Source organism: Streptomyces sp. NPDC058701, assembly GCF_042715295.1.
Lineage (GTDB): Bacteria > Actinomycetota > Actinomycetes > Streptomycetales > Streptomycetaceae > Streptomyces.
In genome coordinates this window covers 62,161-73,713 of record NZ_JBHXSY010000036.1, presented here as the reverse complement: position 1 = coordinate 73,713, position 11,553 = coordinate 62,161, and the positions used below count along the sequence as shown (strand labels likewise).

Genomic DNA, 11,553 nt, shown 5'->3' with positions numbered 1-11,553 from the left:
CCGGCCGGCACACCCACACCCGGCCCCCCCCCCCCCCCGGGAGGGCCGCGCCCCCCGGGGCCCCCCGGCGCCCCCCGCGGGGGGGGGGGGCGGGGGGCGGGGGCCGCCGGGGGCGGGCGCTGCTGACCGCTACTTCTCGCTGCGCGGGAAGGTGATCTCCACGCGGCGGTTCTTCTTCTGGCCTTCCTCGGTGCTGTTGTCGGCGACCGGGTAGTCCTCGCTGTATCCGCGCACGTCGTAGACGATGCCGGGGGCGGTCACCGTCTTGGCCAGCTCCGACTGCACGGCGTCGGCCCGCTGCTTGGACAGCACCTGGCCGTGCTCGTAGCTGCCCTGGTCGTCGGTGAATCCGAAGACGCGGATGCGGGTCGCCTTCTGCTGGTTGATCTCGTTGGCGATGGCCTGGATCCGGGCGGCGGCCTGCGCGTTGAAGACGGCGCTGTTCTCGGGGAACAGCACCTCGGACTGGAGCGCCATCATGACGGTCTGGTTGGTCTCCTGCCGCCGCTGCTCCCCGCCGAGGTCCTCGACGACCTCGGCGATGTCCAGCACCTTGACCGGCGCGAGGGTTCCACCCTGCGGGATCTTCAACCCGGGGGCGTTGGAGTCGATGGCGACGGGTGCGGACGCGGACGGCTCGGTGCCGGGGGGCACGGACGGCTTGACGTCGTCCGCGTGGGCGGCGGTGGCGCCGATCAGATGGGCCGCTCCGATGACGAGACCGACTACGGCCGCGGCGGCTGTGGTGCGGTGGCGTTTTGTCATGGCATCATCCTGAGATTTTGACGGCAGCCGTTGCGAACGTCGGAAGTGTGAAGTCGACATCCGTGGTTGCGGGGGGCGGTGCAGGAAACTGGGCAAAGAAGGGGACGGTTGCACCTGCATCGATGCCAGCCACGCCCGTGGTGCACAGGCAGCGCCCATCCGTGTCGCGCAACACGTAGTAGCGCTTCTTGCCGGCCTTGTCGACGAGTGTCGCTCCCGCCACGGATTCACCGCTTCCCGAGAGGTCGCGCTCGCCCCCTCGCCACGCCCCGGTCTTGACGAACTGCTGCGTACCGGTGTTCTTGATCTGCCCGTTGACAGTCACGAAGCCGCCCGCCTCACGCGTGACGGAGTTGATCGTCAGGACGATGCCGCTCTCACCGTTCACCGTCGCGAGCACCTGAACCGGAGTCGTACTTTGGCTCGCTGCGGGCGCCGACGCGGAAGAGCCGCTCGAAGGCTGCGCGGAGGACGTCTTGTCCGGCTCTTTCGAGTCCGGCTTGCCGTCCCCGCCGCCACACCCGGCCAACGTGAGGGCCAAGACCGCCGCGACCACTACGGCCGCTTCCCCACGGACCTTCACCGTGTGCCGAATGCTCATGTACGCCGCTTCCTTGTCTCTAGTTCGCTGTCAGTCGACCAGTCGCACACTGAACAGATTGCGCGACAGTGTGCGTAGCGATCCAGGCTTCAGTGGGTCGATCTCGATGGCCTTGCCGCCCTTGCACTGCAGGGTGATCGCGTCCGGGGTGGGTGTCGGTGCGGGAGTGGGTGTGCCACCGCCTCCGGGAGGACCGGTGGCGCTGGCACTTGGTGCGGGCGTGGCACTGGGGCGCGGCACGGCCCCCAGCTCGCAACGCGGTTCGATCAGAGCGGCAGCGCTGGCAGTACCGTGCATTCCGTCAGTGCCTGGGACCACCGATTTGCCAACCGTTCTGTTCGTCCTCACCGTGACCGTGATGCTCGGGATCGACGGTGCGCACGTGGCCACGGCGTCGTTTTGGGACGCGAAGTCAGCCGCCGCTGCGCACGCACCCACGTCTTTCAGCAACTTCCCGTCCAGAATTCTCCGCCAGTCCTCCGGCTTCAAGGCCACGAGATCGAGACCGGACAGTGCCCCGTCCCTAATCTCCCTGGCGGCCGCCAGCGCGGCAGCGTCGGCCGCCCCTTGGGCATTGCTGCGGGTGACCGACGCCTGCCCTACGACGAAGAAGACGAAGGCAGCGAAGAGCAGGCCTGTCACCGTGACGACGTAGATGGGGAAGGCCTGCCCTTGATCGCTGTCGTGTCCCAGACCCACTGTTCGCGTCAGCCGGCCTTGATCAGACCGACCTGCGCCTTGATCTTGTCCACGATCAGCTGCCCGATTCCCGTGCCGATCATCGCGCCGATGATCACGATCACCACCAGGATGATGCCCAGGTATTCGAACGCCGTCTGGCCTCGGTCGAGGTTCGCGTGGCGTTGGCGGATTCGGGTGATCGTCGTGTCCGACCAGCTGGTCAGGCGGATCTTCGCGCCGACGGTCGCCTTCAGCAGCGAGCTGTGTGACATGAGGGGTCCCTCCCGGGCCGGTACCGCTGTTGGTTTGCGGACGGTACGGCGAGTCACCGGTCGTTACCAAGGGTCCCGGGGCCCAATTACGGACCCACTGCGCACTCTGTCTACCCATGGCCGGTCACTCCTGGACGGGCGGTTCCCAGCCAGCGGGCTATCGCCTCGCTGCGGGTGGTGCTCTGGAGCTTGGCGAAGATGCGGTTGATGTGGTTCTTGACGGTCTTCTCACTGATGAAGCACGCGGCCGCGATCCGCTGGTTGTTCATCCCGGACGCGATCAGGTCCATGATCTCCACCTCCCGGGAACTCAGGCCGAATACAACGGAGTTGTGGATCCGTTCAGAAGACTGTCCCACAGTTCGTTGCTGTTGCGAAGAGGACCGGAGCTCGGTGACCAATGCGCTGGCCGCCGTCGGCGTGAAGTGGGCGCGGCCCACGCGGGCGTCGCGGACCGCGCGGACCAGGTCGTCGGACGTGAACTCGCCGTGCACCAGGTAGCCGCCCGCGCCCAGGAGCAGCGCCTCCCGTACCAGGTCCGTCTCCTGGCTGTACGTCAGCATCAGCACCGGCGCCAGCCGGACCAGGTGGGGCAGGGCCGAGATGCCGTCGACGCCCGGCATCCGTACGTCCAGCAGGACCACGTCCGGGGCGTGGCTCCGGGTCAGGACCAGGGCCTCGCGGCCGTCCACGGCCTCGGCGACGACCTCCAGGTCCTCCGTCGTGGCCAGGAGCGCGGCCAGGCCCGCCCGGACGACCGGGTTGTCGTCGGCGATCAGGACGCGGGTCGGGGTCACGGGCATCCCTCCGGGGTCAGGGCGGCCAGCGGAAGGGTGAGGCGGACCCGGGTGCCGGGGCCGTCCGGGCCCGGGCCGAGCCCGAGGCGGGCTCCGATCGCCGCCGCGCGTTCCGCCATGCCGAGCAGGCCGAAGCGGCCCTCGCCTCGCAGGGCGGCGAGGTCGGCCCCGCCGGCCGGCAGGCCGCGGCCGTCGTCGGTGACGGTGAGGGTGAGTTCGGCGCCGCCCGTCGCCAGTTCCACCACCACGCGGGCCGCGTCCGCGTGGCGGCGTACGTTCTCCAGCGCCTCCGAGGCCACCGATACGAGGTGCCGGGCCACCGGGGGCGGGACGGCCGGCATCACGCCCGTGACCCTCAGTTCGCCCGTGCCCTCCTCCGTCGCGGACCGCAGCAGCGTGCGGAGCGCGGACACGAGCGGGGCGCCCGGCGCCGCTCCCGGACCGGCCGCGCGCGCGTCCCCGTCCCGGCGCAGGTCCGTCAGGAGCTCCCGGGACTCCGCCGCCGCGCGGCGGGCCGCGTCCGCGAGCAGGGCCGCCCGGCGGCGGACCGCCGCCGGGTCGGAGGTGCGGGCGAGGGCGTCCGCGGTCAGGGCCAGCCCGTACAGGGTCTTGGCCACCGAGTCGTGCATCTCCCGTGCCAGGTGCTCCCGTTCGGCCCGGACCGCCTCGGCGGCCGCCAGGCGGGCGCGGGTCTCGGTCAGGTCCCGGCCGGCCGCGCCGAAGCGGAACAGGAGGTCGCGCAGGCACACCCCCGCCGCGCCCGCCAGGAGGCACAGGGCCGGCAGGACCGGCCCGTGCGCCAGGGCGGCCACGGCGACCGCCTGGACGGCGGCGTAGAGCGCCGAGCCGCGCCAGCCGTAGAGCAGGCCGGCGAGCAGCGGGGTGCAGACGGCGACGAGCCCGAGCGGGGACTCCGGCGTCGCCGTCACCAGCAGCAGCCCGCTGAACGCCATGTCCGGCGCGAGCAGCCAGCGGTGCCGCAGCAGCAGCGGGCCGAAGCGCTCCCAGTCGCGGAAGAGGGCGTACGAGAGCATGAAGGTGACCAGCACGGCCGCGCCCACCAGGTATGTCGGCCCGCCGGGGGCGGTCCGGCCCAGTGCCAGCGGCGCGCCCAGGGCGATCATCACCAGCCGGAAGGCGAAGACCTGGCGGCACAGCGCCTGGAGGGCGTTGACCTGGAGCGCGAACGACGGTCCGCCTCCCGGCCGGGCCGCCTCCGGGGCGAGCCGGGCCTCCCCCACGAGCCGGGCCCCCCGCGCCCACCGGGCGGCCGCCGCGCGCCACCCCGCCCGTGCGCCGAGCGGCGCCGCGCCCGGTGCGGTGTCCAGTGCCGCCATGGTTCACCCGCCCCCGAGCAGCGCGCCGAAGTCGACGTTCGCCCCGTAGACGAAGCCGCAGACGAGCAGGATGAGCGTGCCGGGGAGCATGAACATCGTCACGGCGAACGTGGCCTTCGGGACGGCCCGTGCCGCGCGTCGGCGGGCGTTCTGGGCGTCCGTACGGCGCATGTCGTCGGCGATGGCGATGAGGGTCTCCACGATCGGGGAGCCCAGCTCCTCGCCCTGTTGCAGCGCGGTGACGAACTGGGCGACCTGCTCGGAGTCGTTGCGCCGGCGCAGTTCGTCGAAGGCCTGGCGACGGCTGACGCCCATGTCCATCTGCTGGAGGGTGATCCGGATCTCGTCCGCCCACGGGCCCTCGTACTTGTGCGCCACGCGCTCCAGCGCCTGCCGGAAGCCGAGGCCCGCGCTGACCACGACCGCGAGCACGTCCAGGAAGTCGGGCAGGGTGCGCTCGATGTGGTCGCGGCGGACGCGGATGGCCGACCAGAGGCCGGCCTCGATCCAGAACAGGCCGAAGGCGACCATCAGCAGGGCCGCCACCAGCTGCCCGTTGATCAGCATCGAGAAGGCGCCGAGCCCGCCCAGCAGTCCGTACACGGCGCGGCGCGCCGCGTACCGGTCGATGGTGAGGCCGGCCGGGTTGCCCGCCATGTCGATCTGGCGGCGTTTGCGCGCCACCCGGTTCGGGCCCATCAGGCGCAGGACCAGCGGTGCCCAGCGGATGCCCATCCGGTCCACCAGCGAGCCGACCGCCGTGGTGCGCGTCGCGCCGACCTCCAGGGCCAGCGCCAGGTCGGTGGGGAGTTTTACGTCGGCCCGGTAGAGCCGGATGCCGTGGAAGGCGCCGAGGACGGACACCGCCACGAGCAGGGCCAGGAGAACAGTGATCACGTCGGCCCCCTCACACGTCGATCTTGGACAGGCGGCGGATGAGGACGAAGCCGAGGGTGAACAGGCCGAGCGCGACGAGGACAGCGGTCTGCCCGATGAGGGCCCCGGTCATCCGGTCCAGCGCACCCGGCATCATCATGTCCACGAGCAGCAGCGAGCCGAGTCCGATGGCCGGGACGAGGTACGCGGTCACGGTCACCTGGGAGAGCTGCGTACGGATCTCGCGGCGGGTCTCCTTGCGCTGCTCCAGCGTCACCGTGAGGTTGCGCAGGCTCTCGACGATCGTGCCGCCCGCGCGGGCGGACAGGACGAGCGTGGAGACGAGCACGACCAGTTCCCGGGACGGGAGGCGCTCCGCGAGTTCGCCGAGGGACTCGTCGATGGAGTGGCCGAGGGCGAGCCGGTCGGCGACCCGTCCCAGTTCCTCGCCCGCCGGGGCCTCCAGCTCGTCGGCGGCGATCCCGATGGCGGTGCGCAGGGCCAGGCCGGCCTGGGTGGCGTTGGCCAGGATCCGGGCGAGCTCCGGGAGCTGGTTGATGAACCGCTCGGTGCGCCGGGAGCGCTGCCAGGTGAGGAAGGCGTTCGCCGACCAGAGCCCGATCAGGCCGGCCACCGGGCCGAAGAACGGGGCCAGCAGCGCGGCCGCGATCAGCCAGACCCCGCCGACGCCCAGCAGCATGTAGACGAAGAACTCACCCGGCGTCATGTCCAGGCCCGTCGTCGCCAGCCTGACCTCGATGCGGCGGCCGAGCTTCGTGCGGCGCAGCCTCCGGTCCACTCCGGGGAAGCGGCGGTGCCGGCCGGTCGGCTCCGGTGCGCCGGCCGACGTGAGGCGTTCGACGAGGGCGGCGCGCTGGGCGCGGCCGGCGGCGTACGCGTGCACGCCGAGGATGACGAACAGGCAGGCCAGCAGGGTGGCGCCGAGGGTGAGCAGAACGGTCGGGTTCACAGGGCGGTCCGGGTGATGCGGGCGGTGAGCGGGTCGTCGGACAGGGCGACCCCGAAGGCCTGCGGGATCGGCTGGTTGTTCATGTAGAGGCGGTCCGCGATCCGGCGCGGCAGCGGGTAGTACTCGAAGCGGCCGTGGACGCGCGCGTCGGCTCCCATGGGCTGGGCGACGTAGCGGCAGACCGTGGTGATCCGGAAGGGTTCGCGGCCGTGCGAGTCGAGGATGGCGATCTCCGTGATGCGGCGGGATCCGTCGCCGAAGCGGGTGAGCTGGACGACGACGTTGACGGCGCTGTTGATCTGGTCCTGGAGCGCCTCGAAGGGGACTTCCACCTCGGACATCGACGCGAGGGTCTGCAGGCGCATCAGCGCGTCCTCGGCGCTGTTCGCGTGGACGGTGGCGAGGGAGCCGTCGTGGCCGGTGGACATGGCCTGGAGCATGTCGAGGGTCTCGCCGCCGCGGACCTCGCCGACGATGATGCGGTCGGGGCGCATGCGCAGGGAGTTGCGGACCAGGTCGCGGATGGTGATCTGGCCCTTGCCCTCGACGTTCGCCGGCCGGGATTCGAGCCGGATGACGTGGGCCTGCTGGAGCTGGAGCTCTGCGGAGTCCTCGATGGTGATGACGCGCTCGCCCTCCGGGATCAGCCCGGAGAGGGCGTTGAGGAGGGTCGTCTTGCCGGTGCCGGTGGCGCCCGAGACGATCAGGTTCATCTTCGCCTGGACCAGTCCGGACAGGAGCAGGAGCATCTGCTCGTCGAGGGAGCCGAGGCCGATCATCTCGTGCAGGGTGAAGGCGCGCGGGAAGCGGCGGATGGTGAGGGTGGCGCCGGTCAGGGAGAGCGGCGGGATGATGACGTTGACGCGCTCGCCGCTGGGCAGGCGGGCGTCGACCATCGGATTGGCCTCGTCCACGCGGCGGTTGACGGTGGAGACGATGCGCTCGATGGTCTGCATCAGCTGCTCGTGCGAGGCGAAGCGCAGCGGGAGCTGTTCGACGCGTCCGCCCCGCTCGACGAAGATCTGGTCGGGGCCGTTGACCATGATCTCGGAGATGGAGGCGTCCTCCAGCAGCGGTTCGAGGACGCCGAGCCCGAGGGCCTCGTCGACGACGCGCCGGATCAGCTGGGCGCGCTCGACGGTGGAGAGGACCGGCCCCTCGCGGCTGATGATGTGGCCCAGTACGCGCTCCAGGCGCGCCCGGCGCTCCGCCGGCGCGAGCGCCGACATCTCGGCGAGGTCGATCTCCTCCAGCAGCTTGGCGCGGTAGGAGGAGACGAGCCGGCCGTCCTCGCGGGGGCCGTGGCGGTCGTCGGGGGTGTTGACCCGGGAGCGCAGGCTCATGGTCAGGGGCCCTTCGGGAGCGTCGGGTCGTCATTGGGCATGACGGCGGTGGCCCTGGCGTCCGGGACGGCGAGTCCGGGAACGAGCGAGTTGATCTTTATGGTCACCACGGCGGTGACGGCGTCGGCGCCCTTGGTCACCTCGACGGTCGGGGCGAGGCTCGCCTTGACGGCCGCCGCGCCGGCGGACGCGCCGCCGCTGCCGTGGCGGGCCTCGACGCGGGCCGCCGTACGGGCGGCCGTGTCGGCCTGCTCGTGGACGTAGGCGATCCAGCCGAGCTGGATTCCGCAGAGCGCGACGAACAGCAGGATCGGCACGAAACCGATGTATTCCAGCGCTACTTGGCCCCGGTCAGAGCGCACGCGTCGCCTGTCCACGTCAGTTCCCCCTCTCCATCGCCGCTCCCGCAGTGCCGGTGATCCCGCCGAAGCTGAGTCCGGGGAACAGCACGGGTATCTGGAGGGTGACCGTCGCCTTGTAGATGTCCCCCGCCTTCCCGCATTCGGGGACGGCCATGTTCCAGGCGGCGGAGATGTGTTCACCCGCCGCCGCCACGCACGCCGCGTCGCCCGTCACCGCCCCCGCCCGGGCCGCCTCGTCCGCCGCGTTGCCCGCCAGGGAGAACGCGTACCCGATCAGTACGCACTCCCACACCGCCGCCACGAGCAGCAGGATCAGCGGGACCGTGCCGACGAACTCCACGGCCACCTGGCCGCGGTCCCCGCCCCGCGCGCGCGTGCCTCTCCGGGCGGCCACCGTTCAGCCCTCCCGGCCGCGGCGCAGCCGCGCCACCGGGCCCGCCGCGCGGACCGCCAGGGCGCCGCCGGGGGGCTGCGCCGGGTCGTCGGGGACGGAGAGGAGGCCCAGCTCGCCGGCGAGCGTCCACAGGGCCTGCTTGACCGTGGAGCGGTTGTCGAGGTCCTGGACGCGGCCCGCGTCGACCACCGCCTGGAGTTCCTTGAACGCCGCCGGGACCGGGGTCCGGGTGGCGCGGGTCTTGGTGATCTTCTCGATCAGGGCGGCCTGGATCTCGGTGTGCTTGCTCCACCGGTTGACGACCATCGCGGTGTCCTCCGCCTTGCGCACCTGGAGCCGCTCCCACATCCGCACCATCCGCTTGGCGGCCCGTACGGCGACCACGTCCGGGGTGGTGACCAGGACGGCGACGTCGGCCATCTCCACGGCGGCGGCGTTCGCGCCCGTCATCTGGGTGCCGCAGTCGACGACGACGAGCTCGTAGCGGCCGCGCAGGGCGGCGATGACGTGCCGGGCGGCCCGGTCGTCGACCTCCTCGCCCCGTTCGCCGTCCGCGGGCGCCAGCAGCAGGGCCAGGCCGGTGCGGTCGTCGTAGACCGCGTCCTGGAGGACGCGCGGGGAGATGTCCTGGATGCCGGCCAGGTCGGCGATGGAGCGGCGGAACTGCACGTCGAGGTACGAGCCCACGTCCCCGGCCTGGAGGTCCAGGTCGACCAGCGCGGTGCGCCGCCCCGAGGCGGCCGCGGCCAGGGCGAACTGGACGGCGGTGAAGGTGGCGCCGACCCCGCCCTTGGCGCCGGTGACGGTGACGACCCGGCCGCCCGGGCCCGTCAAGGCCTCGGGGCTGCGGCCCAGGTGGCGGCGTACGCCCACGGACCACTGGGCGGCGGCCTGGACGCGGGCGGCGAGTTCCTCGTAGGAGAGCGGCAGCCCGATGAGGCCGCGGGCGCCGGAGTCCATCGCGGCGGAGAAGAGGCCCGGTCCGGCGTCCGAGGAGACCAGGACGACGCCCACCGCCGGGAAGCGCAGGGCGACTTCCCGGATGAGCTCCAGGGCCGGGGCCGGGCCGATCCGCTCGTGGACCAGGACGACCTCGGGGAGCTCGTCGATCGACTCGGAGGCCATCCGGGCCAGCGTGTCGAGCAGCGAGGTGGAGTCGGGCACGGGGGCGGCGGGCTCGGCGGCGGGGAGCTGGCTGAGGAGCGTGCCGATGGCGCGGGCCGCGTCCGGGTCGCCGACCGCGGGGAGGATTCGTGTGGTCATTGCGCTCTCCTTTCGCCCGGACCGGGCCTCACTTGTCCCCGTCGAGGGTGTACGTGCGGTCGCTCGGGCTGGGCGCCGAGTCGGTTCCGGGGGCGACCAGGGCCAGGCGGACGTGCTCCGCGAAGGACTCGGCGTACGCGACGCGCTGGGTGTCCTTGGTGCTGAGGGCGAAGGTGATCGGGACGGCCTCGGCGGGTCCGCTGCGGTCGGCGTTCTTCTCCAGGGCGGTGAGTTTGCCGACGCCCAGGACGCGGGCGTTGGCCACGATGATCACCGAACGGGCGGGGTCGGTGTCCTTGGCGCCCTTGAAGGTGGCGATGATGTTGACCTTGGCCCCGGAGGTGATCTTGCCGGCCACGCCGGTGGCCGCGTCGATCATGATGGCGATCTCCTGCTCGCCGGGCTGGAGCTGCGGCCGGTCGACGAACATGTCGGCCTGGAGCAGCGAGCCCTTCTTCAGGGTGGTGAGCGCGATCTTGTTGTCGAGCGCGCCGAGGTCGGTGACGGCCGTCCGGGACAGCCAGCGCCTGGGGATGCTGACTTCCTCGAACTGGCCCGCCGTGAGCGGGCTGTACGGTGCGATGTCCCCCTTGGCGCGGTAGGCGACGACCTCGGCCCCGACCTTGGAGTTGACGTCGCCGATCACCACGAGGACCCCGGCGAAGGCTCCCAGTGCGCAGAGGACCGACAGGAGCAGCAGGATGACGCCGCGGCGCTGGCGTGAGTTCATGAGCCGTACTACCTCGCCGTTCTTCGTTCGTTCGTGCGGTCGGGTCGGTCAGCGTCCGGAGCGGGCGGTGCTCGCCGGCTCGGCCGGCGGGGGCGGTGCGGTGAGCGGCGCGGCGCAGAATCCGCAGCGGTCGCCGATGAGTTCGAGGCCGCACCAGCGGCACTCCTCCCGGCGGACCGAGGCGACCAGCTGGTAGAGGACGGACGGGTCCGGGATCCCGGCGGCGAACTCGACCAGCTTGGGGGTGCCCCACCAGCCCGCGGAGTCGGACGGGAGCGGGTTCTCCATGACGCCCTGGACCTGCCAGGCGGGGGCCAGTTCGGACGTGACCCAGTCGGAGGCGAGCTGGCCGCGGGCGAAGGTGAGGTGCGTGGCGAACTCGGGCCCGGCCGGCAGCGCCGCCGCGGCCCCGCCGGAGCCCTTCGCCCGGCCCGCACCGCGACCCGCGCCGTGGCTGCCGCCGGTGCGGCCCCCGCCGGCACCGGACAGCCGGGCCAGGTGCGGGGCCGGGTGGGCGAGTACGGCGAACTGGGCGCTCGGCGACCAGGACCGGGCGTGGGCCTTGAGGCCGACGGGAATCCGGTCGAGTTTGGCCACGGAGCCCAGCAGGGCGCCCGCGTAGACGTAGTGGGACAGCAGCCGGGCCGCGGAGGCTATGACCCCGGGGCTGAAGTCGAAGACGCTGAGCTGGCGCAGCTGACGGACCAGCAGGGCCGTTCCCAGCGGGGGCAGGTCGGTGTCGAGGAGCGCCATCCGGTCGGTTTCCAGGATGGCCCGTACGGTGTGCAGCCGCTGGACGGCGGCGCGGGGCAGCCAGGACGGCACGACGGCGACGAGGTGGCCGTGGCGCTCCAGGAGCGCGGCCGTCGCGGTGAGCGCGCCGTCGAGGTCGAGCCGCTCGGGCGGGTCCAGTACGGCGGCGCCCGGCGTGTGCCGGTCGGGGGCCGGCAGTACCAGGTCCGCGCTGGTGACAGCGATGACGGTCGGCACGCGAGTCCCCCTGTTCACCCCGTACGCCCCCAGCTACCGGTGGGCGGTGCCCCTGTGGGCGCTTCCACGCCCGTCCCGCGCACGCGCATCCCGCTCGCCGCGTACGCCCGAACCCTGCGCGACCGCAAACGATCGACGCACTTCCCCCTTGCTCCAGCACCATATCCGCGTC

The 11,553-nt window shown here is 72.3% G+C and carries 14 protein-coding genes; all 14 read right to left on the bottom strand.

Annotation, left to right across the window (positions count from 1 at the left end):
• Positions 1-129 precede the first annotated feature (129 nt).
• Positions 130-765 (bottom strand): OmpA family protein, encoded by a 636-nt coding sequence (locus ACFWW8_RS29530; protein WP_386533357.1) that lies wholly within the window; start codon positions 763-765, stop codon positions 130-132.
• Between the two features lie 4 nt (positions 766-769).
• On the bottom strand, positions 770-1,366 hold the full coding sequence (locus ACFWW8_RS29525) for a hypothetical protein (RefSeq protein WP_386533354.1): 597 nt from the start codon (positions 1,364-1,366) through the stop codon (positions 770-772).
• A gap of 30 nt (positions 1,367-1,396) precedes the next feature.
• Complete coding sequence (locus ACFWW8_RS29520) at positions 1,397-2,065, bottom strand: pilus assembly protein TadG-related protein (protein ID WP_386533351.1); 669 nt, start codon at positions 2,063-2,065, stop codon at positions 1,397-1,399.
• Between the two features lie 8 nt (positions 2,066-2,073).
• Positions 2,074-2,319 carry a hypothetical protein gene (locus ACFWW8_RS29515; RefSeq protein ID WP_386533348.1) on the bottom strand — a complete coding sequence of 82 codons (246 nt, stop codon included), beginning with the start codon at positions 2,317-2,319 and terminating at the stop codon, positions 2,074-2,076.
• Positions 2,320-2,429: 110 nt separating this feature from the next.
• A complete protein-coding gene (locus ACFWW8_RS29510) occupies positions 2,430-3,122 on the bottom strand; it encodes a response regulator (RefSeq protein WP_386533345.1) in 693 nt (230 codons plus the stop codon).
• Positions 3,113-4,453, bottom strand: a complete 1,341-nt coding sequence (locus ACFWW8_RS29505; RefSeq protein ID WP_386533342.1) for a sensor histidine kinase — start codon at positions 4,451-4,453, stop codon at positions 3,113-3,115. The genes ACFWW8_RS29510 and ACFWW8_RS29505 overlap by 10 nt, the downstream gene beginning before the upstream one ends.
• 3 nt (positions 4,454-4,456) lie before the next feature.
• Entirely contained in the window at positions 4,457-5,347 is an 891-nt protein-coding gene (locus tag ACFWW8_RS29500; RefSeq protein WP_386533368.1) for a DUF5936 domain-containing protein, read from the bottom strand.
• Between the two features lie 13 nt (positions 5,348-5,360).
• Positions 5,361-6,299, bottom strand: coding sequence for a type II secretion system F family protein (locus tag ACFWW8_RS29495; RefSeq protein ID WP_386533339.1), 939 nt, complete (start codon positions 6,297-6,299; stop codon positions 5,361-5,363).
• Positions 6,296-7,642 carry a CpaF family protein gene (locus ACFWW8_RS29490; protein ID WP_267718278.1) on the bottom strand — a complete coding sequence of 449 codons (1,347 nt, stop codon included), beginning with the start codon at positions 7,640-7,642 and terminating at the stop codon, positions 6,296-6,298. Before ACFWW8_RS29490 ends, ACFWW8_RS29495 begins: the two co-directional genes overlap by 4 nt.
• 2 nt (positions 7,643-7,644) lie before the next feature.
• On the bottom strand, positions 7,645-7,959 hold the full coding sequence (locus tag ACFWW8_RS29485) for a TadE/TadG family type IV pilus assembly protein (RefSeq protein WP_386533335.1): 315 nt from the start codon (positions 7,957-7,959) through the stop codon (positions 7,645-7,647).
• A 61-nt stretch (positions 7,960-8,020) separates the two neighbouring features.
• Entirely contained in the window at positions 8,021-8,398 is a 378-nt protein-coding gene (locus ACFWW8_RS29480) for a TadE/TadG family type IV pilus assembly protein (protein WP_386533332.1), read from the bottom strand.
• Positions 8,399-8,401: 3 nt separating this feature from the next.
• Entirely contained in the window at positions 8,402-9,661 is a 1,260-nt protein-coding gene (locus ACFWW8_RS29475; protein ID WP_386533329.1) for a CpaE family protein, read from the bottom strand.
• Positions 9,662-9,689: 28 nt separating this feature from the next.
• Complete coding sequence (cpaB, locus tag ACFWW8_RS29470) at positions 9,690-10,391, bottom strand: Flp pilus assembly protein CpaB (RefSeq protein ID WP_386533326.1); 702 nt, start codon at positions 10,389-10,391, stop codon at positions 9,690-9,692.
• Positions 10,392-10,439: 48 nt separating this feature from the next.
• A complete protein-coding gene (locus tag ACFWW8_RS29465) occupies positions 10,440-11,381 on the bottom strand; it encodes a hypothetical protein (RefSeq protein ID WP_386533323.1) in 942 nt (313 codons plus the stop codon).
• Positions 11,382-11,553: the final 172 nt, after the last annotated feature.

What these genes read in the sequence shown, in the direction of transcription:
- ACFWW8_RS29530 (WP_386533357.1), bottom strand. Translation starts at nt 765, where the DNA reads ATGACAAAACGCCACCGCACCACAGCCGCCGCGGCCGTAGTCGGTCTC.
- ACFWW8_RS29525 (WP_386533354.1), bottom strand. Translation starts at nt 1,366, where the DNA reads ATGAGCATTCGGCACACGGTGAAGGTCCGTGGGGAAGCGGCCGTAGTG.
- ACFWW8_RS29515 (WP_386533348.1), bottom strand. Translation starts at nt 2,319, where the DNA reads ATGTCACACAGCTCGCTGCTGAAGGCGACCGTCGGCGCGAAGATCCGC.
- ACFWW8_RS29510 (WP_386533345.1), bottom strand. Translation starts at nt 3,122, where the DNA reads ATGCCCGTGACCCCGACCCGCGTCCTGATCGCCGACGACAACCCGGTC.
- ACFWW8_RS29505 (WP_386533342.1), bottom strand. Translation starts at nt 4,453, where the DNA reads ATGGCGGCACTGGACACCGCACCGGGCGCGGCGCCGCTCGGCGCACGG.
- ACFWW8_RS29490 (WP_267718278.1), bottom strand. Translation starts at nt 7,642, where the DNA reads ATGAGCCTGCGCTCCCGGGTCAACACCCCCGACGACCGCCACGGCCCC.
- ACFWW8_RS29475 (WP_386533329.1), bottom strand. Translation starts at nt 9,661, where the DNA reads ATGACCACACGAATCCTCCCCGCGGTCGGCGACCCGGACGCGGCCCGC.
- cpaB (WP_386533326.1), bottom strand. Translation starts at nt 10,391, where the DNA reads ATGAACTCACGCCAGCGCCGCGGCGTCATCCTGCTGCTCCTGTCGGTC.